Raw genomic sequence first — 24,847 nt, 5'->3', positions numbered from 1 at the left:
CGAATTCCCCTCGCTGAGTCCATGATCCGGGCTCGGCCCGTCGAAGGACTCCACATGTCTACGGTCGATCTCGACCTGCTCTCCCCCTACGGCTGGAACTCCGCCCTGGCCGCCGATTATCTGCCGCTGCTGGGCGAGGACCTGATTCCCGCCCGTGTGATTCGCATGGATCGCAGTGAATGCGATATCGCCGCCCCGCTGCCCACCGCCGACTACCAGAGCCGTTTGACGGCCGCGGTGGTCCGCGCACAGCTTCCGCGCTCGGATTCCGAGGTCAGCGGATTGTGCACCGGCGACTGGGTGGCCATCGACCGCGGCCGCACGGTGCGGGCCCTGCTGCCGCGCCGGACCGCCATCGTCCGGGCAGCGGTCTCCGGGCAGCCCGAGTCCCGCGCCAAATCCGCCCATCAGGTGCTGGCCGCGAACGTGGACACCGTGCTGGTGTGCACCGCCGGTGACGGGGACGTCGATCTCGGGCGCATCGAGCGGCTGCTCGCGCTGGCCTGGGAGTCCGGCGCCCAACCGGTGGTGGTGCTCACCAAGGCCGATCTGGCCCACGATATTCCGATCGAAGACGTCCGTGCCGCCGCGCCCGGCGTGACCGTGCTGGCGGTCAGCGCGTCCGGCGGTGTCGGCATGGACGTGCTGACCTCCCTGCTGTCCGGCACCGTCACCCTGATCGGCCCCTCGGGTGCGGGCAAGTCCACGCTGGCCAACGCCCTGCTCGGGGCGGATGTCTTCGCGACCCAGGCGGTCCGCGAAGGCGACAAGCGCGGCCGGCACACCACCGTGCACCGCGAACTGCGGCCGCTGCCCGGCGGCGGCACCCTCATCGATACGCCGGGCCTGCGGTCGGTCGGTCTCTGGGATGCCGCGACGGGTCTGGGCCGCACCTTCAGCGACGTCGAATCCCTGGCCGGACTGTGCCGGTTCGCCGACTGCGACCACCGCACCGAACCGGGGTGCGCGGTGCTGGCGGCCATCGAATCCGGTGAGCTGCCGCAGCGGCGCCTGGACAGCTTCCGCAAGCTGAGCCGGGAGAACGACTGGCTGGCCTCCCGCACCGACGCCCGGTTGCAGGCCGAGCGCAAGAAGGTGTGGAAGGACATCAACAAGAGCCAGCGCAGGCTCTACAAGGAACGCGGCGGCAAGCAACGCTGACCGAGCACGGAAGCGGCGCGCCGGGGTGAACCACCGCGGCGCGCCGAACCGGCCGGTTGGCGCCGGACAGTACCCGGCGGAAGGCCCCGACTGTGCCCATTCCACAGCCAGTAGGTTGGTGGCATGACCGCCGACCCGACGCCGGAGCCCGGCCCGGATCCCCGGGCCGGCGGCACGGCGGTGGATGCTCGGGGCGATGGCGAGTCCGGCGACACCATGCCGACCGCGCGACGCTGGACGGCGAATCGGTTACGGGCGCTGCCGGGGAGCATCGGCTATCTGCTGATCGGCGGTGTCACCGGAGCCGCGGCCATCCTCGCGACGGTCGGGTTACTGCTGGTGGCGGCCACCAGCCTCCTCGGCGTGGGCATTCCGGCGATTCCCGAATTCCTGCGGCTGATCCGACCGCTGACCGCGTTCGAACGGCGGCGGGCGGGGAAACGGCTGGGCGCGCCGATCCCGGTGGCATACCGCCCGATGACCGGCGGACTGTGGCAGCGGCTGACGACCGCCTTCCAGGATCCGGCGAACGGGCGGGATATCGCGTGGCTGTGCCTGCACGGGGTGCCGGGCATGGTGGTGGCGCTGTTCGCGGTCGGGCTGCCGTGGGGCGCGCTGAATCAGCTCACGATTCCGATGTATTGGCGGATCGTGCCGCCGGGGACGGTCGAGAGCTTCGGTTTCGTCGTCGATTCGTGGCCGCTGGCGGCGGTCAGCGCCCTCATCGCGATTCCCTTGGCGGCCTTGGTCCTCCAGCTGCCGACCGTGGCCCGGTGGCAGGCCCTGCTGGCGCGGACGCTGCTCGGACCGTCGCCGGGCGCCGACCTCGAGGTTCGGGTGGCGGAACTCACCGCTACCCGCGCGGCCGCATTGGACGCGCATGGAGCGGAACTGCGGCGCATCGAGCGGGATCTGCACGATGGGGCGCAGGCGCGGATCGCGGCGGTCATCATGCAGCTCGGACTGGCCGATCAACTGCGGCAGCGGGATCCGAACGCGGCGGACGAACTGGTGCGCAAAGCCCAGGACACGGCTGAGGCGGCACTCGCCGAACTACGGGACGTGGTGCGCGGCATCTACCCGCCGGTGCTCGCGGATCGTGGCCTGACCAGCGCCATTTCGGCCCTGGCCGCCCGCTCGCCGATCCCGTGCATCCTCGATGTCGACGAGGAGGCGAGCGCCCCGATCGGGCGACGGCCGGCGGCGGTGGAGGCGGCCGCGTATTTCGTGATCGCCGAAGCGCTGACCAATGCGACCAAACATTCCGGGGCTCGACAGCTTCGAGTCGGCCTCGGGGGTACCGCCGAGGTCCTGATCGTGGAAGTGCACGATGACGGTGTCGGAGCGGCGGTCGAAGCCGAGGGCGGCGGACTGGCCGGAATCCGGCGGCGAGCCCAGGCGCTGGACGGCGGGATGCTGCTCAGCAGCCCGCCGGGCGGACCTACCGTGGTGCGGGTGGAGCTGCCGTGTTGATCATGAGGGAAAGCGGTGAGCGGGTGATGGCGTCATGCGGGTGGTGATCGCCGAGGACGACGCGCTGCTGCGCGAGGGACTGGCGCTGTTGTTGAAGACCGCCGGTATCGACGTGGTCGCGGCGGTCGACAATGCCGACGATTTCCTGCGGGTGGTCACCGCCGACCGGCCCGACGCGGTGGTGGTGGATGTACGGATGCCTCCCACCTACACCGACGACGGACTACGGGCAGCGGTGCGCGCCAGGCAGATTCATCCCGGCCTGCCGGTCCTGGTGCTCTCGGCCTGGGTCGAGGACAGCTACGCCGCCGAACTGCTCGGCGACGGGGCGGGCGGGATCGGATATCTGCTCAAGGAGCGGGTCGGGAAGGTGGATCGCTTCCTGGATTCGCTGCGCCGGGTCGCCGAGGGCGGGACCGCCATGGATCCCGAGGTGATCTCCCAACTGCTGGTGCGGCGCAAGACCGACGATCCGCTGGCGGGCCTCACCCCGCGTGAGCGGGAGGTGCTGGCGCTCATGGCCGAGGGGCTCGACAATGCCACCATCGCCGAGCGCCTCGTGGTCACCGAAGGCGCTGTGCTCAAACACATTCGGAGCATCTTCGCCAAGCTGGGGCTGTTCGCCGACGAGGTGGGGCACCGGCGGGTGCTGGCCGTCCTCGCCTATCTGAACGCCGGCTGATCACTCGTCGCGGCAGGTGAGGTCGGAGGCCGGCAGGACGCCGTCCGCCAGGTAGGTGTTCACGGCGTCGTAGACGCAGGCGTTCGGGTAGCGGCCCAGGATCGAGTGGATGCCGACGTCCTGCAATGTCACCATGCGGGAGCCGGTCAGCGCCCGGTGCATGGCGAGCGCGCCGCCGTAGCTGGTGCGGGTGTCGCCGGTGGCCTGGACGATCAGGGTGGGCGCCGCATTGGCGATGGCCGTGGGTGATTCGGCGGGCGGGGCCCAGAACGCGCACGGCGTGATGTTGTTCGCCAGTGCCCCGAAGACCGGCTGGGTGGCGCGGGAGGCCTCGAGGTTGCGCCAGTACCAGGCCGGATCGCGGGGCGCGCCGACATCGCCGCAGAGCACCGCCATCGACGGTGACATGTCGCGCGGCTGGGCGCGCAGTATCACGGCCAGGCTGCCCGCCAGGTTCTCGTCCGGCTCGACCCGCTGCCCGTCGGCGGCGTCGGCCAGTTCCCGGATCTGTTGTGCGGCACGGCCGTAGTTCTGCGGGGAGTCGAAGGCGATGTAGAGCACCAGGGGCAGGGAGTGCGCGTCGACGTCGAAGTCGCCGATCCGGATGGGCTGGGTCGCGGCGCGCGCGATGAGCCGCTGGACCAGGTCACGGACGGCGGCCGCGGTCGCGCCGAGGTGGTATTCACCGTCGCGTTCGGCGGTCCAGGCCGCCCAGGCGTCGAGCGCGGCCTCATTGGGCGCGCCCATGTCCTGCACCATGCCGACCACGCCGTAGCGGTCGGGGTCGACACTGCCGTCGAGCACCATGCGGTCGGACCGGTCCGGGAACATCTGCATGTACACCGCACCGAGGTAGGTGCCGTACGAGGTGCCCACGTAGTTGATCCGGCTTTCACCGAGCACGGTGCGGATGACGTCCATGTCGCGGGCGGTATTGCGAGTGGTCATGTGCGGCAGCCGATCTCCCTCGGCGGCCGCGCACCGCGCCGCCAGATCGGACTGGGTCGCGACGGATTCGGCGAAACCCTTGGCGTCGACTCCCGCGAACTGCAATCCGAAGCCGGTCGGCCAGTGGCAGTTCACGGCGTCGGACCGGCCCACGCCGCGGGGATCCATGCCGATGAGGTCGTAGCGGGCGCGGACCTCGGGAGTCAGGGCCTTGCTGGTCTCCACGAAGTAGTCCAGGCCCGCGCCACCGGGACCACCCGGATTCGACAGCACGACGCCGCGCCGTCGCGCCGGGTCGGTGGCGGGAATACGGGAGATGGCGACGGTGGTCGTACGGCCCTGCGGCTCGGCGTAATTCAGCGGCACGGTGATATCGGCGCACTGCCCGCCCATACCGTCGAGTTCCGGAATGTCGCAGGAGTTCCAGTCGAGCTGCTGGTGGTAGTAGCGGTCCAGGGGCGCCGCGGCGGCAGGAGGCTCGGTGACGGCGGCCGTGGTGAGCGCGGCTCCCGCCGCCAGCCCGGTCACCGCCAGCGCGGCCAAGCCTCGTCGAGTGCGGGCGATCTCGCGAAAACGCACGGAGGTTCCTCTCACGAGCAGAAGGCGGAGTCGAAGACCTTGGTCACGACCTCGGAAGCGGCCCGGTCGGCCAGGAGCTGGTTGACGGTGACCACCACGGCGGTGCCGTCGGCGGCCACACCGGTGTGGGTGCCGAAGCCGGGAATGCTGCCGCCGTGACCCCACACCTCCTTGCCGCACGAGCTCGCGTGGTGGATCAGTCCGAGCCCGTAGCCGGAACCGGGTTCGCCGCGATCCCACGGGACCGTCCGCTTCATCTCCGCCAATTGGGCCGCGGGCAGTAGTTTCCCGGCGAGCAGGGCGGTGAAGAAGCGGTTCAGGTCGGCGGGCGTGGCGATCATCGCGCCCGCGGTATCGGCCCAGGACGGGTCCAGCTCGGTGAAGTCCTCTCGGCGGCCGTCGATTTCGTGGTATCCGCGCGGATGCGGTCCCCGGATCCCGGTCTCGCGCGAGTTCGGGAAGTAGGTGTCGCGCAGGCCCAGCGGCTCCAGGATGCGGCGCTCGACCTCGGCGGCGGCCGGGCGACCGGTGGCCTGCTGGATCAACATGCCGAGCAGGATGTAGTTGGTGTTCGTGTAGACCGACCGCGCGCCGGGCTCGAATTGCGGCGGCATGGCCATGGCGATGCGGACCAGGTCCGCCGGTTCGTAGTGGGAGCGGCGGAGTTGATCGGAATCGGCGGTCAACTGCCCGGACCCTGGCGCGGCGGGGTCGCGGCCCGCCAGGTATTCGGGCAGGCCGCTGGTGTGCTGCAGCAGCTGCCGGACCGTGACGCGGTTGCCGTCATTGCCGTTGCCTCGCACCACGCCCGGTAGATAGCGCTCTATCGGGGCGTCCAGTTCGACTGTGCCCTCGCCCACCAGCTGCAGCACCACGGTGGCGACGAAGGTCTTGGTATTGCTGCCGATCCGTACCCGCGCATCCTCGGGGATCAGCGCACCGGTGCTCAGGTCACCTACGCCCGCCGTGAGCACGTGATGACCGTCCGGTCCGTCGAACACGACCTGCGCGCCCGGGAAGCCGCCGCGGACCACGCCGTCCAGGGCCCGGGTGACGGTGCGATAGAGCTCCTTGCGAGCGGGTTCACCGCTCCCGGGGTCGGTGCCGCACGCCTGGGCCGCGAGGACGGCCAGGACCCCGACACCGGCCAGCAGAGCCCGCCCGCGCGGCCGCCGCAATCCACTCATGGAAGACATTCCTCCTGTTCAGACCGGGTTTTCCGGCCCTTTCGAGGGTAAGGACGCGCTCGGGTGCGGCCCATGCCCCGAGCACCCGGATCGTGGTCGTGTCGGCGGCCGGGCGCTTGGTAGTGCCAGCACTACTCCCCGAGATGCGAGAGTTCCGGCCCGCCGGCCCGGTCAGGCGCGGATGATCGGATTCAGGGCGACAACAGCAGAAGAGGAGTGGATCCATGACCGGAGCACGGAAGCCGCTGGCAGGTCGGACCATGATCATGTCGGGTGGCAGTCGCGGAATCGGGCTCGAGATCGCCAAGCGGGCGGCCGCGGACGGCGCGAACATCACCATCATCGCGAAAACCGATGTGCCACACCCGAAACTGCCCGGCACCATTCATACCGCGGCCGCCGAACTGGAGACCGCGGGCGGCACCGTCCTCAAATACCTCGGCGACGTGCGCGATGACGAGGCCGTCGCCGACGCGGTACGGCAGACGCAGGAGCGGTTCGGCGGCATCGACATGGTGGTGAACAACGCCTCGGCCATCGACATCTCCCCCACCGAGCTGCTGCCCATGAAGAAGTACGACCTCATGCAGGACATCAACTGCCGCGGCAGCTTCCTGCTGTCCAAGCTCAGCATCCCCGCACTGCGGGATTCCGCTCAGGCCGGGCGCAATCCGCACATCCTGACATTGTCACCGCCGCTCAACCTGGACCCCAAGTGGGCGGGCATGGCCCTGGGCTACACCATCGCCAAGTACGGAATGTCGCTCACCACGCTGGGTTTGAGCGAGGAGCTGCGCAAGTACGGCATCGGCGTGAACTCCCTGTGGCCGCGCACCACCATCGCCACCGCGGCCGTCCAGAACCTGCTCGGCGGCGAGGAGATGATCTCCACCTCCCGCACCCCCGACGTCTACGCCGACGCCGCCTACCTGGTGCTCACCTCCCCCGCCAAGGACACCACCGGGAACTTCTTCATCGACGACGAAGTCCTTGCGGCACACGGCATCACCGACCTGGACAAGTACCGCGTCACTCCGGGCGACGGCCCCCTCACCACCGACCTGTTCCTCTGACCTCAGCCGCCGCGGAAATGAAACATGGCCCGGGACACGATGTCCCGGGCCATGTTCAGCCGAATATCAAGCAGTCTTGTCGATTCCGTAGAGACGTTCCCAGTTCTCTCGACTGGTCAGCTCCGGCATCGCGCCCCGCCAGCGGCGCTGCAGGTCCGGCAGCTCCTTGCGGAGCTGACGCAGCACCCGGTAGGTGCGGATCAACAGACGGCGGGCGGTTTCCTTGTCGCGCACGCGAACTCGGACACCGGACTGCGAGGCATCGGTGACGACCACGTGGTTGAACAGACCGACGTGCCACCAGTGGGCGTCCTCGCGGGTGACCGCGACGGGGCCCGGGATGACGCGGCCGGTCCACTGGTTGAGCGCGCGCTTGTAGAGCACCAGCAGCGGGTGGCTGGGCTCGCCGCCCGCGCGGCGGACGTGCAGGTGGGCGTTGGGAACCGGGGAGGTGGCCGCGGGGTGCTTGGCGGTCTCCGGGTAGTCGGAGCGGGAGCCGCGGGCCTTGGCCAGCGCCTCGATGCCGCCGTCGCGCAGCGTCTCCGGGCCCTTCAGGTAGTCCTCGATGCCCTGCAGGGTGGTGTGCGCCAGGCCGTACTGCATGCCGACCAGGTACTCGGCGATCTCACGGAACAGCTGGCGAGTGATCGCCTTGCTATCCAGGTCGTGGTGCAGGGAAGACACGATGAGCGAGTTGCGCGAGGAGAAGTAGCGCGCCCAGTCGTCGAAGTCCTTCCAGTAGAAGTCGGCGTGCCACACGGCGGCATTGGGCAGGGTGACGGTGACGAAACCGTTCTCCCGCGCGCGCAGGCCGTATTCCACGTCGTCCCACTGGAAGAAGATCGGCACCGGCAGCCCGATCTTCTTGACCACCTCGGCCGGGATCAGGCAGGTCCACCAGGCCTGGTAGCCGGCGTCGACGCGGCGTTCCTGGTGCTTCTTCAGCATGGAGGTGTTGCGCAGCGCCTTGGCCACCTTCTGGCCGTGGCGCAGCTTGCCCAGATTCGTCTCCTCCGCACCGACATTGAGGAAGTCGGGGTTGAACAGGAACAGCATCTGCGCGCCCACCAGGGTGGGTTCCACGGTCAGATTGGCGAAGGCGTTGAGCCGCAACACCGTTTCCGGCTCGCACAAGATGTCGTCGTCCATGAGGATGACGTCGGCGTGCTCGTTGGCGCCCGACACCTCGTAGAGGCCGCGGGTGAAACCACCCGCGCCGCCGAGGTTGGGCTGCCGGATGTAGCGCAGCTTGTCGCCGAACCTGGGCTGGGTCTCGGTGAACAGCGCCTGGTCCTGCACCAGGTCGGTGCCCTGGTCGACCACGTACACGGCATCGATGAGCGACAGCACGGTCGCGTCGGAGGCCAGTGCCGCAACGGTATTCGCGCAGTCCTGGGCCCGGTTGAAGGTGCAGATGGCGATGGCCACCGGGCGCACCTGCTCGGGCGCGGCCGCGGTCCACTCCAGATCGGTGATCACGGCCTCACCGCCGAGCGCCTCGATCTCCAGCCAGATCGCACCGCCGTCGACGTACATGTCCAGCGGGGCGAGCAGCGTCACCCGGCCGGTCTCCTTGATCACGGCGGTGTCCACCACCCGGCGGTGTCCGGCGATGTCGGAGGCGGCCAGCCGCACCCGCACCTTGCCGGTCACCTCGAGGGTCAGGCCCACTTCGACCTCGGTGACCGTCGTCCAACGCTGCCAGTAGGCGGCGGCGAAGCGCCCGAAATAGGTGTTGGTATTGACCGACGCGCCCTTCTCCAGGCGCAGGGTCCGCCGTTCCCGGGTGACCTTGCCCTTGGCCACCGCGTACAGGTCGTCGCTGATCTTGGGGGCGGGACCGGTGAAGATCCCGCGGGCCAGCACCAGCCGATCCGGCGCGGCATGTTCCGCGCGCAGGGAGGCGGGGGCCTCCCCGGTCGCCTTCCGATCCTCGGTTTCGGTCACGGCCTGCCCAGCCGACGCATCCATGAATCCCTCGACATCCTTTGAATACTCTAGACACCGGCTCATCCGACGTGGTCGCACCGCCACTGTCACGCTCGGCGGCCCGACACTATCAGTGTCAGGCGTTATTCGTTCCCGAGGCCGGATTGGTGAAGACGAATTTCCCGTAGGCCCAGAATCGGAAGCCCATGGCCACGGCCTGGCCGATCAGCGTGCCGGAAACGTTGTCCGCCAATGGACTGTCCAGCCCCAGCACATAGCGGGAGAAGCCCAGACAGCCCAATTGCAGTCCGATGGCCATCACATTCAGCGCGGCATAGGTGAGGATGTGCCGCGCCCCGGTATCGCCGTCGTGATCGGAGTAGGTCCACCACTTGTTGCCGAAATAGGTGACCACCGTGGCCACGCCGATCGCGATGATCTTGGCGACCAGCGGGAGACGGAACAACGGGCCCTCACCGCCCAGGAAGACCAGCAGGTTGTAGGTGCCCGCGTCGACCACGAAGCCGATCGCACCGACCACCAGGAAGGCCCCGCCGCGCTGCAGCAGGGCCCGGACCTTCCCGGTCAGGGAAGTATTCGGCGATATGCCGGCGCGTCCGTTGCCGGTGTTGACCCCGGGCTTTCCGAGGTCTTCCTGTTCCGCCGTGGACTCGTTCGCAGACACCGGCCGACGGTACCCCAACCCCGCAGCACCCATATATCTGTGACGGTCGGGTACCCTCCCCGGTGTTCATATTCGCCTCCGATCAGAGGATTGACCGGGTGGACTCCACCGAGCTTCGTATAGCCGCCATCGTGCCGTGTCACAACGAAGAGGCCGCCGTCGCGAAGGTCGTCACCGACCTGCAGGCCGCCGTCCCGGGCATAGTCGTCTACGTCTACGACAACCTGAGCACCGACGCCACCGCCGATAAGGCGCGCGCGGCCGGGGCGATCGTGCGCACCGAGAACCGCAAGGGCAAGGGCAATGTGGTGCGCCGCGCTTTCGCCGATATCGAGGCCGATGTCTATCTGATGGTCGACGGCGACGACACCTACGACGCCGCCGCCGCGCCGGAGATGATCCGCACCCTGCTCGCGGGCCCCTACGACCACGTGCTGGGCGTGCGCCGCGAGGTCGAGGCCGGGTCGGCGTACCGGGCCGGACACGAGACCGGCAACAAGGTGCTCAACGGCGTGGTCGGCAAGGTGTTCGGCGAGAACGTCGAGGACATGCTCAGCGGCTACCGGGTCTTCTCCCGCCGCTTCGTGAAGTCGTTCCCCGCGGTGTCGCGCGAGTTCGAGATCGAGACCGAACTGACCGTGCATTCGCAGCACCTGGGCGTCCCGCAGACCGCCGTGCCGGTCGGCTTCCGGGACCGGCCCGCGGGCAGCGAATCCAAGCTGCGCACCTACAGCGACGGCTTCAAGATCCTGCGCCTGATCGTCGGCCTGGCCCGGCACGAGCGGCCGGTCGCCTTCTACGGCCTGTTCGGCACGCTGTCCTGGCTGGTCTCGCTGGTGCTCATCACGCCGATAGTGATCGAGTTCTACGAGACCCACCAGGTCCCGCGCTTCCCGACCCTGTTCCTCGGTTTCACCCTGCTGCTGCTCGGCAGCCTGGCCTGGACCGCCGGCCTGATTCTGGACGGCATCCGCCGCTCCCGGCACGAGGCGGCCCGCCTGATGTACCTGCGGTACGCCGCGGTCGGCGAGACCGAACCCGGCGGCCACTCCGGCGGTCCGGTTCGATGACGGAGAGCACCACCATCGCGGCACCCGAGAAGGTCCCGGCCGAACCCGAGGCCACGGCCGCAGGGTCCGAGTCCAGGACCGCCGGACTGCGGCGCGCCGTGATCGGCATCGAACGGCGATTCGGTTCGGCCGCCGTGGTTTTCTTGCTGGTCGCAGGTGTCTTCGGCGCGGTGTGGTCGGTGCTGACCCCGCCGTTCTGGGGCCACGACGAGATCACCCAGTTCGGCCGGGCCTACCAGGTCGCGCACGGCGGCTTCCTGCCCGAGAAGATCCACGACGACCGCGGGCCGGCGTGGGGCGGCGACATTCCCGTCAGCATCGATGCGCTGATGAGCTATGCCTTCCACAACTACAACGACCATCCGGACGAACCGGAGCCCATGGTCGTAGACCCGAACGCCTACGACCAGCTGGCCGCGGCCGCGGTATCCGACGAGACCAAGCAGCTGTGGTTCACCAATACCGCCGCTTACTCGCCCATTCCGTATCTGCCGCAAGCGGCGGGCATCCGGATCGCCGAGGCCTTCGGCCTGAGCGTCGGCGGCATGGCACTGGCGACACGCTGGGCCGGACTGCTCGCCTACCTGATGATTGTCGGGTTCGCACTGCGCACGCTGCGTGGGCACCGGGTGCAGTGGCTGGCGTTCACCGTCGCGGTGCTGCCGATCGCGTTGTTCCAGGCCGGGACCGTCACGGCAGACACCGTCACCAACGCATTGGCCCTGCTGGTGTCGGCGCTGGTGGTGAAGGGCCTGTTCCTCGGCGAACGACTCTCCAAACCGGAGACGGTGGCCGCCCTGGCCGCGACCGTGCTGTTGCCGGTGTGCAAGCCGACCTACGTGCTGATCGCCATGCTGACGGTGCTGATTCCGGCGCGCCGCCTCGGTTTCGGCGACGGCGAGCGGGTCGCGGCCTGGCAGCGGGTGCTGCCGTGGGCTGCCGCCGGGCTCGGCGCGGTGTCCTTCGCGGTGTGGATGAAGATCGCCGCCCCGACCGGTGACGGCATGAGCCTGATGCGAAAAGAAGAGCACTGGGGCACGGTGCGTCCGGGCGACCAGCTGCATGGCATCGTCACCGACCCGTTCCATTTCCTACGGGTATTCGGCGACAGCATCGCCCGCCGCGATCAGCACTGGTTCACGCAATTCTTCGGTGAACTCGGCTTCTCCTACGTGGAGGTACCGGCCCTCACCATCCTGGCGGCCCTGCTGGCCTTCGGCATGAGCCTCGGTGCGGCGGAACGCTTCTCGCCCGGCGGCGCGGACCGGAAGCGGACCTGGCTGGTACTGCTGACGATCGCGGCCAGCGTGGCCATGATCTACGTGACGCTGTACATGTCCTTCACGCCGGTCGGCTATTTCATCATCGACGGTGTGCAGGGTCGCTACTTCGTGCCACTGGCGGTACTGGGGCTGGCGGTGCTGCTGCGCTTGGTGCCCTTGCGGCTCGCCGACGCCGCCGGCCGGGTTCCGGCGCGCGCGGCGGCATTCACCGTGGTTGCAGCTACTTCGGTGGCGCTGATCGCGGCGGTCGTCAAGTACTCGACCATCGTCTGGGGCTGACCCGAAACATCCGTGACCTGCAACGATCAACGCCGGGGCGAATTGCCCCGGCGTTGCTGTTTCGGGTCGGTCAGGACCGTCTAGATCACCTCTTCGCCCGCGTCGGCGTACGCGGATTCGGTCGCGGCCTTCTGTGGCCGCCACCAGGATTCGTTGTCCCGATACCAGTCGATGGTGGCTTCCAGGCCCTTGCGGAAGTCCCGATACTCGGGTTCCCAGCCCAGTTCGGTGCGTAGCAGCGAGGCGTCGATGGCGTAGCGCAGATCGTGGCCGGGGCGATCGGTGACGTGATCGAAATCGTCCGCGGCGCGGCCGAATGCCTCCAGGATCAGCTCCACCACGGACTTGTTGTCGCGTTCGCCGTCGGCGCCGATCAGATAGGTCTGGCCGATTCGCCCGCGCTCCAGGATTTCCCAGACCGCGCTGTTGTGGTCGTCCACGTGGATCCAGTCCCGCACCTGATGTCCGGCGCCGTAGAGGCGGGGCCGGACGCCGTCGATCAGATTGGTGATCTGACGCGGGATGAACTTCTCCACATGCTGGTAGGGCCCATAGTTGTTGGAGCAGTTGGAGATTGTGGCCCGCACCCCGAAGGAACGCACCCAGGCGCGGACCAGCATGTCACTGGAGGCCTTGGTGGCCGAATAGGGACTCGACGGGTTGTAGGGCGTGTTCTGATCGAATGCCGCCGGATCGTCGAGTTCCAGGTCGCCGTACACCTCGTCGGTCGAGATGTGGTGGTAGCGCACCTGGTGGCGGCGCACGGCCTGGAGCAGCGAATAGGTGCCGACGATATTGGTCTGGACAAACGGCCACGGGTCGGCCAGCGAATTGTCGTTGTGTGATTCGGCGGCGAAATGCACCACCGCGTCCACACCCCCGACCAGGCGATCCACCAGCGCGGTATCGGCGATGTCGCCGTGCACGAACTCGATTCGGTCCGCGACCGGGTCGAGTGAGGCGCGGTTGCCCGCATAGGTGAGTTTGTCCAGCACGGTCACGTGGACACCCGCGCGCCGCGTCACCGTCTGGTGAACGAAGTTCGCGCCGATGAAGCCGGCCCCGCCGGTTACGAGCAATCGCACACCGAAACACTACGACGGCCGCGGCGAACCTCGGCGGTGGGTCCGGAAAGTTGCGATCCCCTACACCCGCTGGGCGACCCGTGTGCGCGGAATCGGTCATCCCGTTGAAACAAATACACTTAATTGAAAGGGGGCCGCTCGGTCTACATTTCGCAATTCGGTGCTCCGACCGCGACATTCGGGCGCGCAAGGTCTCGACTGCGCCAATGACGCGTGTGACCTTCGTCACAAGGATCCGCTGAGGTAACGATTGCGGCGATCGTATATCTGCGCGAAAACCTTTCCTATGCAGCACTTTTCCCCTACCTTACGAACCGCGCGATCGACTTGGTGAACAGAATTTGAACGAACGGTCACAACGGGTTCACCGCTCGTTAGCTGTCCTCGATTTCGATTCGTGTTGTCCCCCCGAGCTCTTCGATGAGGTTTCTACAAATGCTGATGAGGAAATTCGCCGCCACCGCGGCGCTGGTGTCCGCTGCCATGGCCGTCACCGCCGGCACCGTGAACGCCGCCCCCGCCGAGGAGGCCGGTGCGATCAACTACACCGCCACCACCTCCGAGACCAACACCATCATCCGTACCGACGCGGGCTCGATGGCTGTCGAGAACGGCAACTTCGTTATCAAGGCCGCCAACGGCAACATCGTCGCCGGCATGCCGCTGAAGCTGCAGGTGGACGACTTCACCTTCCCGATCGCGGCGGAGATCTCCGACCACACCGCGACCCTGACCCCGCAGTACGACATGGACCACGCGACCTACACGCCGCAGAACGTGAAGGACGTCGCCCTCCCCTACGAGGACCAGGCTCCGTGGAAGTCGGACTACGACCGTGAGCAGGCCGCCTGGAACCGCATGAAGGACACCATCGCGCTGGGCGCCACCGTCGCGACCCTCGTCGGTGGCCTGGGCGCCGCGGCCGTCGGCTGCGTCCTCGGCTTCGGCGTCGCCGGTCTGGCTTCCGCCCCGCTGGCCGCGCTGTTCGGCGCCGGCCCGGTCATCGGCTGCCTCGTCGGCGCCTCGACCATCGGCTTCCTGGGCACCATCGCCGGTCAGCTGCTGATCACCGCGCCGGTCGCCATCGCCGCCGCGATCCAGTACTTCACCACCATCAACGGCCCGCACATCTCCCCGGCTCCGGCCAAGTAATACGTCGGCCCCGGCCGAGTAACTGCGCGCTGTACGTCGAAACCCCCCGCCCGGGTCATCCGGGCGGGGGGTTTCGCGTTGTTCGGGGATGTGGGGCCCGAGGTCTGTGCCCCGAGCCCCACATCATCGAATCACGCTGTGCGCATCACCGATTCACGCGGTGCGGGCGATGCTTCCGGATTCGACGCGTTCGCGGACGAACCGCGCCACGTGTGCCAGGGCGGCCCGGCTCTCGGGCATGTTGGGGAAGATGGCCGGGAACGCGTGCACCTGGCCGCGCCAGATCTCCAGCGTGGCGGGCACACCCGACTGGGCCATCCGCTGCGCCATCACCTCGCTGTCGCGGCGCAGCACCTCGTCCTCGGCGATGATGAGCAGGGCGGGCGGCAGGCCCGCGAGCACATTGTTGACCGGCGACATCCGGGGATCCAGGCGGCCGTCGACCTCCGCGCCGATCTTCACCACGGATTCCAAGGCGGACAACGGGATCAGCGCGTCGCGGTGGTAGTTGGGGTGGGCGCGCTTCTCGGTGCAGTCCAGGTCCAGCGCGGGGCTCAGCCCGACCAGGCCGGCCGGGACCGGGAGTCCGGTGTCGCGGGCGCGCAGGGCGGTCGCGAAGGTCATGTAGCCACCGGCGGAGTCGCCCGCGAACACCACCCGGCCGGCCGGAACCCCGTGTGCCAGCAGCCATTTGTAGGCGGTGAGGCAGTCGTCGACGGATCCGGAGATGTCGGTCTTGGGCAGCTGCCGGTATTCCACGCTGACCACCGGCAGTCCGGTGCGCCGGGCGAGGGACGCGACCACCGGGCGGTGGGTGTCGAGTCCGCACAGGAAGAAGCCGCCGCCGTGCATGTACAGCACCGCGCCGTCGCGCAGTGACTTGCTCGCCCCGGCGGGCCGCACGATCTCGATGCGGAAGCCCTCGAGCCGCACTTCCTCCCGTTCCACGCCGCGCGGGGTGGGGCGCAGTTTGGCGAGGCTGTTGATCACGGTACTGACGACCGGCATCGAGCCCACGGTGACCGTGGCGCGGTCACCGGCGGGCCGGATCACGGTGCGGGAGAATGCGGTCAGGGTGCGCGCGGCGGCGCTGATACGGTCCGGGTTCTCGACTTCGTCGCGGGCCACAGCGGTCCCGTCATAGGGCAATGCCATCGCGCACCTACCTCGTTGTTGGCGCGCCGAGCCGTTCGACCGGAAGGACCGATTGGTTGGCTCGGCACCCGGCGCGCGGAGAGTCGGCGCTGACATCTCACATAGCGTTATTTCAGAACACCATGGGAACGTGACCTACGCAACAGTTATCGCCGGATTCGTCCGCTGGTAAACGAGCGTGATCGATCCGAGGTCCAGTCGGAACCTGACCGCCACGGTTCCCGGCAGAACTGGCAGACTGTCGTGACATGCGCGGAATCATCCTGGCCGGGGGCACCGGATCGCGGTTGCACCCGATCACGCGCGGGGTGAGCAAACAGCTGGTCCCGGTGTACGACAAACCGATGGTGTACTACCCCCTGTCCACCCTCATGCTGGCGGGGATCCGGGACATCCTGGTGATCACCACCCCCGAGGACGCGGACGCCTTCACCCGGCTGCTCGGCGACGGCAGCCGCTTCGGGGTGAACATCTCCTACGTGGTGCAGCCCGAGCCCGACGGCCTGGCCCGCGCCTTCGTACTCGGCGCCGATCACATCGGCAACGACAGCGCGGCACTGGTGCTGGGCGACAACATCTTCCATGGACCCGGCCTGGGCACCCAGCTGCAGACCTTCCACAACCTCGACGGCGGCGCGGTCTTCGCCTACCGGGTCTCCGACCCCACCGCCTACGGCGTGGTCGAATTCGCCGACGGCCGGGCCATTTCCATCGAGGAGAAGCCGGCCCGCCCGCGCTCCAACTACGCCATCCCGGGGCTGTACTTCTACGACAACGACGTGCTGGCCATCGCCCGCGACCTGAAGCCCTCGGACCGCGGCGAATACGAGATCACCGACGTCAACCGCGCCTACCTGGAGCAGGGCCGCCTGCACGTGCAGGTACTGGCCCGCGGCACCGCCTGGCTCGACACCGGCACCTTCGACTCCCTGCTGGACGCGGCCAACTACGTGCGCACCATCGAAGAACGCCAGGGTCTGAAGATCGGCGTGCCGGAAGAGGTGGCCTGGCGACTCGGCTTCATCGACGACGATCAACTCGCCCGGCTGGCCGAACCCCTGGTGCGCTCGGGCTATGGAAAGTACCTGATGGACCTGCTGGGCCACGGGCGAACCTGGGAGTAGGCAATGCGGATTCGGGAACTGTCGGTGCCGGGTGCGTGGGAGTTCACCCCCCGGCTGCACGGAGACGACCGCGGCGTCTTCTACGAGTCGTTCAAGGCCTCGGAGTTCGAGAAGGCGACGGGCCGGCCCTTCGATCTGCTGCAGGTCAATATCTCCACGTCGGCGGCGGGCGTGCTGCGCGGCATCCACTACACCGAGACCCCGCCCGGCCAGGCCAAATACGTGACCTGCGTGCGCGGCGCGTTCCTGGACGTGGTGGTCGACCTGCGCCGCGACTCCCCGACCTTCGGGACCTGGGACGCGGTGGTGATCGACGATGTGGAGCGCAAGTCGGTGTTCCTGGCCGAGGGCCTGGGGCACGCGCTGTTGTCGCTCGAGGACAACTCCACCGTGAACTACCTGTGCTCGCTGGAGTACTCCCCCGAATTCGACCGGGACCTGGACGCTTTCGACCCGGACCTGGCCATCGCCTGGCCGACCGTGGGCCGCGACGGCGAGCCGCTCACCTTCGTCCGCTCCGACAAGGACGCCGCGGCTCCGCGCCTGGCGGAGCTCCCCCGCCTCCCCGGAACTTCAGCGCACGGCTGAGAGCCGTCGCCGGTCATGCATGCGGGCCGGCGGTTGGGTGCCGAACCGATTTTGGCCGTCCCCGATGAGTTACCCCAACCGTCACCAAATCAGTGGTCACGTCAGATACGTCATCGGGGCGCATCGCGTAATGCGATGCGCCCCGATTTCTTTGACGGCTCCGCCCGTGTGAGCTGCGGGCGGAGTCACCACAAGCGTCAGCCGACCAGTTCGACCTCCGCGTCGCGGTCCGCCCGGCGAGCCCGGACCTTCGGCAGGAAGGCCGTGAGCGCGACCAGGGCACCGACGATGGCGACGCCGGCCGCGAACTGCAGGCCCGGCCGGTAGGTGTCGAGCATGGTGGCCGGGGTCGGGTGGCTGGGCACCGACGAGGTGACGATGGCGGTGGTCACCGCGAGCACGATGGCCGCGCCGACCTGCATGGCGGTCTGCAGCACACCGGCCGCCAGGCCCTGTTCGTCGTCGTCGATACCGCTGGTGGCCTGAATGTTGATGGCCGGGAAGCCGACCCAGCCGATACCGACCAGCAGCACCGCGGGCAGCAGCACCGTGAGGTAGTCCGGCGCGGTGTCGATGCGCAGGTACAGCAGGTAGCCGATGCCCATGATCACCATGGTGATCGCGATGATCGGGCCGGTGCCGAAGCGGTCGACCAGCTTGTCGGAGACGAAGGCCGAGGCGACCACCAGCAGACCGACCGGCAGCAGCGCGAGCGCCAGCTTCAGCGGCGACCAGCCGAGGGTGTCCTGCAGGTACAGGGTGGTGATGAACTGCCAGCTGAAGTACGAGCCGCCGACCGCGATGATGGCCAGGCTGGCCCGGACCAGGGTGCCCTTGCGCAGGATGCCCAGGCGGACGAGCGGGTAGCGCACCTTGTTCTCGACGTAGACGAAGGCGGCGGCGAGCACGGCGACGGCGACGAACGAGCCGATCGTGCGGACCGAGGCCCAGCCCGCGGCGGGCGCGGAGACGACGGTGTAGACCAGCAGCAGCATGGTGGCGGTGGACAGCAGCGCGCCGAGCAGGTCGTGGCCGCCCTCTTCGGCGGGCTTGTCCTTGGGGACCAGGACGTACGCGGCGGCCAGGGCGGCGAGCGCGATCGGGACGGGCAGCAGGAAGGTCCAGCGCCAGCCGAGCCCGGTCATCAGGCCGCCGAACAGCAGGCCCATGGAGTAACCGCCCGCGCCGAAGACGGTGTAGATGGACAGCGCCTTGTTGCGGGCCGGTCCCTCCGGGAAGTTCGTGGTGATGATGGACAGGCCGGTGGGCGCGGTGAACGCGGCGGCCAGGCCCTTCACGAAGCGGGTCAGGATGAGCAGCGCCGGCGAGCTCACCAGCGCGCCGGCCAGCGAGGCCAGGGCGAAGACGGCGAGGGCGATCAGGAAGACCTTGCGACGGCCCAGCAGGTCGGCGGTGCGGCCGCCGAGCAGCAGCAGGCCGCCGTAGCCGAGCACGTAACCGCTGACGAGCCACTGCAGGGTGGAGGTTTGGATGTCGAGTTCGGTGCCGATCGAGGGCAACGCGACGCCGATCATCGAGACGTCGAGGCCGTCGAGGAACAGCACGATGCACAGGGTGATGAGCATGCCCCAGAGCCGGGCGGTCCACTGCGTGGTGTCGGCCGCGGCGCTCACTGCGGGGCGGATCTCGGTGGAAGTCACGAGAGAGGACGGTACATGCGTGCGCATCAAATGCACAAGCATTTAATGCGGTGGCATGATTTCGCGGAAACGACTAGGATGACCCCCATGCCGAAGCCGACAGTGCCCGTCGACCGGCCTGTGACAACGTCTTTCGAGACGTCGGGGCTGGTGGGCGAGTGGCGTGAGCTCCTGGCCCGGCACGCGTCCACCTCGTGCGCCCTGGAGAAGGAACTGCAGGGCCGCCACCACATCGGGCTCAGCGAATTCGAGACCCTGGACCGCCTCATCGAAACCGGCAGCGACAGCTACAAGATGAGCGATCTGGCCAATGACATCTACCTCAGCCAGAGCGCGCTCTCGCGCACCGTGGCGCGGCTGGAACGCGACGGCCTGGTGGATCGCACGCTGTGCACGAACGATCGGCGCGCGATCTTCGTCTGCGTAACGGAAAAAGGGCGCGAACTGCACAAGCAGGCCGCGCCCACGCACCGTGCGGTGCTGGCCCAGACTCTGGGCTAGAGACCCGCGCCCTAGAGCGCCGCGCGCACCGACTCGATGATCGGAAGCGCGTCCACCGCAATGGAACTCACCGAGGCGAAGGCCTCGCGATAGCGGGCCACCTCGGGCTCCTTGTCGAGATACGAGGAACCGGTCAGCGATTCCACGTACACCACCGGCGGTTCGGTGGGTTCCCCTGCGGCGGTGGGGAATTCGAGCAGCACGAAGCGGCCCGCGTCCATGCCGTTGTGGTAGCCGCACTCGGCGCGCAACAGGCGCAGCCGGACATTGGGCAGCTCGCCGAGCTTGTGCAGCCGGTCGAGCTGGCCGCGGGTCACCTCGTCACCGCCGACGCGGTGCCACAGCACGGCCTCGGAGATCACCACGTCCAGCTGCAGCGGCGAATCGGCACGGGTGAGCAGGGATTGGCGCGCGGTCCGCACCCGGACGCGGCGGTCCAGCTGCTCGGGCGAGATGCCGGGGTAGGCCCCCGCCAGCACCGCGCGGTAATACTGCTCGGTCTGCAGCAGCCCGGGGACCAGCTCGTTCTCGTAGCTGATCAGCTTTCCGGCGGCTTCCTCGAGCCCGATGTAGACCTCGTAGCCCTCGTCGATCACATCGCTGAACTCGGTCCACCAGCCGCGGGCCTTGGTCTCGCGGGCCAGCGCGGTGAGCGGTTCGATAGCGTCCTCCGGCGCGCCGTAGATCCGGCACATGGCCTCGACATCCAGACTGCGCAACGACGTCTGACCGGTTTCGATGCGCCAGATCTTGGCCTCGGACCATTCCAGTCGCTGCGCCGCCACCCGGGTCGTCATGCGCGCGCGATTTCGCAGGTCGCGCAGGTGTCGGCCGAGCTGCCGGCGCGGCACGGTCGATCCGGTAATCCCCTGCGGTAGAGCCATTCGTCCCCCTATACCAGTGTTGCGATCGCATTGTTGCACAGGAAAACTCAGCGATCCATGGACACGGGACACGCTTCGGGCGGAGACGGAACGGGCCGCTACCCAGGCTACTTCCGGGAAGACCGTCGGCGGAAGCGCCAGAATTGCACTGCTTGAACATCTTTGGACAACTGATTGACAGGTTCCGCCACATCCGACAACGCCTGGAACAGATCGTCGGCCATATCGGAAATATGCTCGACCCGCGCCGCCAGCCGGGACGCGTTGAGCACGAACTCCAGCAGCAGGCGCACCACCGCGGCGATCACCAGGCCCAACGGCACCGCGAACACCACCGCGAACACGATTCCCAGCCACGCCGAGATTCGCCAGAGCCCTACGGTTCCCACGATCGGAATCGCGACAGCGCCCGCCAGGCCCAGCAGGTATGCCAGCGGCAGCAGAGTGCGGGTGGCGGCGCGGTGAAACTGCAGGTCCAGCAGGGCGCGGGCGGCATCCACGCTCCACGCGCCGAAAGCTCCTGGACTGGTGAAGGGTTCGACCGGCTCCTCGGCGTCCTCGCCCTCGGCGAGCCGCCGGGACATGCGACGGGTGGCGGCCTCCTTGAAGGCGGCCCAGCGGCCTTCCTCGATGAGCTCCTCGAGCTCCTCGAGTTCCGACTCCCCCGGCTGTTCGGCCATGCCGACGATCTCCTCTCCCGCAGACCCGTTCGGCCGATTCTGTGTCTCCGGTTTCGGCCGATTCAGTGTCTCCGGTAACGCCGGAGGCCCGCACGACGAGAGAGTGTGTTGTAGAACACGTCGCGCCGCCGGCTGATGACGGGCTCCTAACCGAGCGATAGCGCCCTTGACGCGTCGTCGCAGGCGAGAGCCGGTCCGGCAACCGGGTGTCTCAGAAGAGCCACAGCACTTTCCGGACAAAGCGGACTGGACAAACGACGTTCTGCGACAGAACCGAACTCGCGGTGAAAAAGGGTGTGTAACGCCCCGAACCCCCCGCTCCGATACGCCACCAGAGCAGGAACTAGATCTACCGGGGAATGGAGAAACCAGTGCGTACGACGTTTTCGTCAGCCGTTGCGGAATCTGCGCAGGACTACATCCAGCGCGGCTGGACGGTCGCCGAAACCGCCAATGGCGTCTGCCTGGTCACCGACGAGAACATCGCGGGCATCGAGGTCACCGGTGACAGCGCCGCGTTCGTGCGCCGCTACCTGCGGGCCAACGACCTGACCGGCCCGGTCATCGAGATCCCGGGCGCCGAGCGCCGCGAGATCCACCTCGTCACCGGCCTGGCCAAGGCCGCGCGTGCCATCGAGGCGCTGCGCGAGGCCGGCGTGGTCGTCTACTCCGACGGCGCGGGCATCCCGCTGCCGCCGAGCAAGCTGTCCGCCGGTGCGGCCTGCTGGGGCGTCGCCCCGCACGAGGCCCGCTGGATCCCGCCGGTGGTCGCCATCGCCGCGGGCGTCCGCGCCGCCGCCAAAGGAGCCCGGCCGCAGGCGACCCGTATCGCCTCCTGACACCGGCTCCACGAACGACTCGAAACCCGCGAGTGCTCCCCGGCGCTCGCGGGTTTCACCGTATCCAGGTCCGAACGTTGCGAATTAAGAGATAACGGACATCAGCACAGGTCTCGCGATAGCCTGCTCCCCCATCGCGATTCGTCCGCCGCGGGTGTTTCGCCCGATCCGCCGCCGGGCGATCATTGGGTATGACCCACGTCACGGACAGCCCCCGGACCGCGCTGCGCACCTGCCCGCTCTGTGAAGCGGTGTGCGGACTCGAACTCACCCTCGACGGCAGCGACCGCATCGTGTCGGTGCGCGGTGATCATGCCGACCCCTTCAGTAAAGGCTTCGTCTGCCCCAAGGGCGCGACTCTCGGCCACCTGGACGGCGACCCGGACCGGCTCACCCGGCCCATGATTCGCGATCGCGCCACCGATACCTGGCGGGCCACGAGCTGGGACGAGGCCTTCGGGGTGATCCGCGAACGGCTGCCGCAGGTGTCGGCCGCGTACGGCAATCAGGCGGTGGGCCTGTACCTCGGCAACCCCAACGCGCACACCGTGGCCGGTGCGCTCTACGTGCCGCTGCTGATCCGGGCCCTGGCCACCCGCAGCCTGTTCTCCGCCAGCACCGCCGACCAGATGCCCAAGCAGGTGTCGAGCGGGCTCATGTTCGGCGACCCACTCACCGTGGCGGTGCCCGACCTGGACCGGACCGACTACCTGCTGATGCTGGGCGCGAATCCGCTGGAGTCCAACGGATCCCTGTGCACCGCACCGGATTTCCCGGGTCGATTGAAGGCGCTGCGGCAGCGCGGCGGGCGCTTCGTGGTGGTGGATCCGCGCCGCACCCGCACTGCCAAGCTGGCCGACGAGCATCTGTTCGTGCGACCGGGCAGCGACGCCTACCTGCTGTTCGGGATCGTGCACACGCTGTTCGCGGAGGACCTGACCGACGTCCGGGTCGAGGTGAACGGGCTCGACGAGATCCGCGCCGCCGCGGCCGATTTCCCGCCGGAGCTGGTCGCCGCCCGCACCGGGGTGCCCGCCGAGACCATCGTGCGGCTGACCCGGGAACTGGCCGCCGCGCCCACCGCCGCCGTCTACGCCCGGATCGGGACTTGCACCGCCGAGTTCGGCACCATCACGCAGTGGCTGGTGGACGTGGTCAATGTGCTGACCGGCAATCTGGATTCGCCCGGCGGAGCCATGTTCGCGACGGGCGCCGCGCTGGGCATCGTGCGGTCGCGGCCGTTCCGGACCGGGCGCTGGGGCAGCCGGGTGCGCGGGCTGCCCGAGGCCATGGGCGAACTGCCGGTGGCGACGCTGGCCGACGAGATCCTGACACCCGGGGACGGGCAGATCCGGGCCATGGTGACGGTGGCCGGCAATCCGGTGCTGTCCGCACCCAGCGGCGCGCGCCTGGATGCCGCTTTCGAGGGCCTGGAATTCATGGTGAGCGTCGATCGGTACCTCAACGAGACCACCCGGCACGCGGACGTGATCCTGCCGCCCCCGCGCGTCACACAGTCCCCGCACTACGACTTCGCGCTGCTCAATTTCGCGGTGCGGAACTACGCGCGCTACTCGCCGCCGGTGGCGCCGCTGGGCGAGGACGAGCTGTCCGAGGCCGAGGTGATGGCCCGGCTGGCGCTCGCGGTGTCCGGGCAGGAGCCCCAACCGGGGCTGGATCCGCTCACCGTGGTCGACGAGATCGTGATCGCCGGGACCCTGCACAAGGCTGGGATGGCCGATCGGCGCGCGGAACTGCTCGGGTCGAACACCACCGAGCAGCGACTGGACCTGATGCTGCGGCTGGGCCCGTTCGGCGAGTGGGCGGCCGCGGCGAACGCGCCCACGGTGCCGTCCGCTCCGGGCGATCCCGATTCCGGGGACTCGACCGAGAACTGGGCGGGTCGGCTGAATCTGCGAGTACTGCTGGACAATCCGCACGGCATCGACCTCGGTCCGCTGCGCCCGCGGCTGCCCGGCGCGCTGCGGACGGCCTCCCGGAAGGTGGAGCTCGCCCCCGCGCAACTGCTGGCCGACGTGGCCCGGCTGCGGGCGCGCGCGGACGACCGGCGGCCGGAAATGGTGCTGGTGGGGCGGCGACAGCTGCGCTCCAACAACAGCTGGCTGCACAATGTTCCACCATTGGTGGGCGGGTCGAACCGGTGCACGCTGCACATCCATCCCGAGGACGCGACGCGGCTGGGGCTGGACGGGCGGGCCGTGGTGAAGTCGGCGGCGGGCACGGTGACCGTGGAGCTGGAGCCGACCGAGGACATCATGCCGGGGGTGGTGAGCCTGCCGCACGGCTGGGGACACGAGGACAGCGCGCAGGCGGTCGCCCGGACCCATGCCGGGGTGAACGCCAATGTGCTGACCGATGATTCGCTGGTGGATGTCCCGTCGGGGAACGCGGTGTTCAACGGGGTGCCGGTGACGCTCACCCGAGCCTGATTCCGGAGCCGCCTCGAAAAGACCTTTCGGTATTCATGTTTGAGTACCGAAGATCAGCGCCAGCTAGGGGGATGAAAACGATCGAGCCCGGTGCGAACGTCTGCGAAGTGGACAAAACAGGAATGCGAAATCCCCGCGCCCCCTGGGGATCTCGCATACCCGTACCCCGGAAGTGACCGGCAGCATCCCCACAGCTAAGGGACGAAGGTCCCTTGTGAGCCTTTTCATCCGGGAGGATCCTCGCATCGGGAAGGTTTGTCCGGCATCAGTCGCAGCACCCTTACCAGGGCAGATCTGCCGGTTCACGCATTCGCCACACGAAAATAGTTAAACCGTATAGGATTTCGGATGGCCGTAGTTCGTGGCCGAGCCTCTTCCA

The 24,847-nt window shown here is 68.4% G+C and carries 21 protein-coding genes; 12 read left to right on the top strand and 9 right to left on the bottom strand.

All coding sequences use genetic code 11. The features are described 5' to 3' along the window. Positions 1-54: 54 nt before the first annotated feature. The 3 genes from rsgA (at position 55) to ABZ412_RS02140 (ending at position 3,316) form a co-directional block, all read left to right on the top strand. Positions 55-1,161, top strand: coding sequence for a ribosome small subunit-dependent GTPase A (rsgA, locus tag ABZ412_RS02150; RefSeq protein WP_357275223.1), 1,107 nt, complete (start codon positions 55-57; stop codon positions 1,159-1,161). A 123-nt stretch (positions 1,162-1,284) separates the two neighbouring features. Next, on the top strand, positions 1,285-2,634 hold the full coding sequence (locus ABZ412_RS02145) for a sensor histidine kinase (RefSeq protein WP_357275221.1): 1,350 nt from the start codon (positions 1,285-1,287) through the stop codon (positions 2,632-2,634). A gap of 34 nt (positions 2,635-2,668) precedes the next feature. Further along, on the top strand, positions 2,669-3,316 hold the full coding sequence (locus ABZ412_RS02140) for a response regulator transcription factor (protein ID WP_357275219.1): 648 nt from the start codon (positions 2,669-2,671) through the stop codon (positions 3,314-3,316). Here ABZ412_RS02140 and ABZ412_RS02135 read toward each other — a convergent pair whose 3' ends face one another. Both ABZ412_RS02135 and ABZ412_RS02130 read right to left on the bottom strand, forming a co-directional pair. Continuing rightward, entirely contained in the window at positions 3,317-4,843 is a 1,527-nt protein-coding gene (locus tag ABZ412_RS02135) for an alpha/beta hydrolase (protein WP_357275217.1), read from the bottom strand. A gap of 11 nt (positions 4,844-4,854) precedes the next feature. After that, positions 4,855-6,030, bottom strand: a complete 1,176-nt coding sequence (locus ABZ412_RS02130) for a serine hydrolase domain-containing protein (protein WP_357275215.1) — start codon at positions 6,028-6,030, stop codon at positions 4,855-4,857. A 224-nt stretch (positions 6,031-6,254) separates the two neighbouring features. Here ABZ412_RS02130 and ABZ412_RS02125 point away from each other — a divergent pair, with 224 nt between their 5' ends. Further along, positions 6,255-7,103 (top strand): NAD(P)-dependent oxidoreductase, encoded by an 849-nt coding sequence (locus ABZ412_RS02125; RefSeq protein ID WP_357275213.1) that lies wholly within the window; start codon positions 6,255-6,257, stop codon positions 7,101-7,103. Positions 7,104-7,169: 66 nt separating this feature from the next. Here the strand turns inward: ABZ412_RS02125 and ABZ412_RS02120 are convergent, their stop codons facing one another. After that, complete coding sequence (locus ABZ412_RS02120; RefSeq protein ID WP_357275211.1) at positions 7,170-9,074, bottom strand: glycosyltransferase; 1,905 nt, start codon at positions 9,072-9,074, stop codon at positions 7,170-7,172. Positions 9,075-9,168: 94 nt separating this feature from the next. Further along, positions 9,169-9,717, bottom strand: a complete 549-nt coding sequence (locus ABZ412_RS02115) for a GtrA family protein (protein ID WP_357275208.1) — start codon at positions 9,715-9,717, stop codon at positions 9,169-9,171. Between the two features lie 98 nt (positions 9,718-9,815). Here ABZ412_RS02115 and ABZ412_RS02110 point away from each other — a divergent pair, with 98 nt between their 5' ends. Both ABZ412_RS02110 and ABZ412_RS02105 read left to right on the top strand, forming a co-directional pair. After that, positions 9,816-10,787, top strand: a complete 972-nt coding sequence (locus ABZ412_RS02110) for a glycosyltransferase (RefSeq protein ID WP_357275206.1) — start codon at positions 9,816-9,818, stop codon at positions 10,785-10,787. Beyond that, on the top strand, positions 10,784-12,349 hold the full coding sequence (locus ABZ412_RS02105; RefSeq protein ID WP_357275204.1) for a DUF2142 domain-containing protein: 1,566 nt from the start codon (positions 10,784-10,786) through the stop codon (positions 12,347-12,349). The genes ABZ412_RS02110 and ABZ412_RS02105 overlap by 4 nt, the downstream gene beginning before the upstream one ends. Before the next feature lie 80 nt (positions 12,350-12,429). On the opposite strand, the gene rfbB is transcribed toward ABZ412_RS02105, so the two are convergent. After that, the gene (gene rfbB / locus ABZ412_RS02100; protein WP_357275202.1) at positions 12,430-13,434 is read right to left on the bottom strand and encodes a dTDP-glucose 4,6-dehydratase; all 1,005 of its coding nucleotides are present in this window, start codon (positions 13,432-13,434) and stop codon (positions 12,430-12,432) included. A gap of 435 nt (positions 13,435-13,869) precedes the next feature. Between rfbB and ABZ412_RS02095 the strand changes: the two genes are divergently transcribed. Continuing rightward, on the top strand, positions 13,870-14,586 hold the full coding sequence (locus tag ABZ412_RS02095; protein ID WP_357275200.1) for a hypothetical protein: 717 nt from the start codon (positions 13,870-13,872) through the stop codon (positions 14,584-14,586). Between the two features lie 153 nt (positions 14,587-14,739). Here ABZ412_RS02095 and ABZ412_RS02090 read toward each other — a convergent pair whose 3' ends face one another. Beyond that, positions 14,740-15,741, bottom strand: coding sequence for an alpha/beta hydrolase (locus ABZ412_RS02090; protein WP_357275197.1), 1,002 nt, complete (start codon positions 15,739-15,741; stop codon positions 14,740-14,742). A gap of 248 nt (positions 15,742-15,989) precedes the next feature. On the opposite strand from ABZ412_RS02090, the gene rfbA reads away from it, so the two are divergent. Together rfbA and rfbC are read left to right on the top strand one after the other, a co-directional pair. Beyond that, on the top strand, positions 15,990-16,865 hold the full coding sequence (gene rfbA / locus ABZ412_RS02085) for a glucose-1-phosphate thymidylyltransferase RfbA (protein WP_357275195.1): 876 nt from the start codon (positions 15,990-15,992) through the stop codon (positions 16,863-16,865). Between the two features lie 3 nt (positions 16,866-16,868). Then, complete coding sequence (rfbC, locus tag ABZ412_RS02080; protein ID WP_357275193.1) at positions 16,869-17,453, top strand: dTDP-4-dehydrorhamnose 3,5-epimerase; 585 nt, start codon at positions 16,869-16,871, stop codon at positions 17,451-17,453. 197 nt (positions 17,454-17,650) lie between these two features. On the opposite strand, the gene ABZ412_RS02075 is transcribed toward rfbC, so the two are convergent. After that, positions 17,651-19,114, bottom strand: a complete 1,464-nt coding sequence (locus tag ABZ412_RS02075) for an MFS transporter (RefSeq protein ID WP_357275191.1) — start codon at positions 19,112-19,114, stop codon at positions 17,651-17,653. A gap of 87 nt (positions 19,115-19,201) precedes the next feature. Here ABZ412_RS02075 and ABZ412_RS02070 point away from each other — a divergent pair, with 87 nt between their 5' ends. Further along, a complete protein-coding gene (locus ABZ412_RS02070) occupies positions 19,202-19,615 on the top strand; it encodes a MarR family transcriptional regulator (protein WP_357275189.1) in 414 nt (137 codons plus the stop codon). Positions 19,616-19,626: 11 nt separating this feature from the next. Here the strand turns inward: ABZ412_RS02070 and ABZ412_RS02065 are convergent, their stop codons facing one another. Beyond that, positions 19,627-20,499 (bottom strand): helix-turn-helix transcriptional regulator, encoded by an 873-nt coding sequence (locus ABZ412_RS02065; RefSeq protein WP_357275186.1) that lies wholly within the window; start codon positions 20,497-20,499, stop codon positions 19,627-19,629. A gap of 107 nt (positions 20,500-20,606) precedes the next feature. Further along, complete coding sequence (locus ABZ412_RS02060) at positions 20,607-21,179, bottom strand: DUF4282 domain-containing protein (RefSeq protein WP_357275184.1); 573 nt, start codon at positions 21,177-21,179, stop codon at positions 20,607-20,609. A 359-nt stretch (positions 21,180-21,538) separates the two neighbouring features. On the opposite strand from ABZ412_RS02060, the gene ABZ412_RS02055 reads away from it, so the two are divergent. Then, the gene (locus ABZ412_RS02055) at positions 21,539-22,018 is read left to right on the top strand and encodes a hypothetical protein (protein ID WP_357275182.1); all 480 of its coding nucleotides are present in this window, start codon (positions 21,539-21,541) and stop codon (positions 22,016-22,018) included. Between the two features lie 191 nt (positions 22,019-22,209). Beyond that, positions 22,210-24,468, top strand: a complete 2,259-nt coding sequence (locus tag ABZ412_RS02050; RefSeq protein WP_357275180.1) for a molybdopterin-dependent oxidoreductase — start codon at positions 22,210-22,212, stop codon at positions 24,466-24,468. Positions 24,469-24,847: the final 379 nt, after the last annotated feature.

This window comes from Nocardia sp. NPDC005746, from assembly GCF_040630785.1.
Classification (GTDB): domain Bacteria; phylum Actinomycetota; class Actinomycetes; order Mycobacteriales; family Mycobacteriaceae; genus Nocardia.
This window is presented reverse-complemented; position numbering and strand designations above follow the sequence as displayed.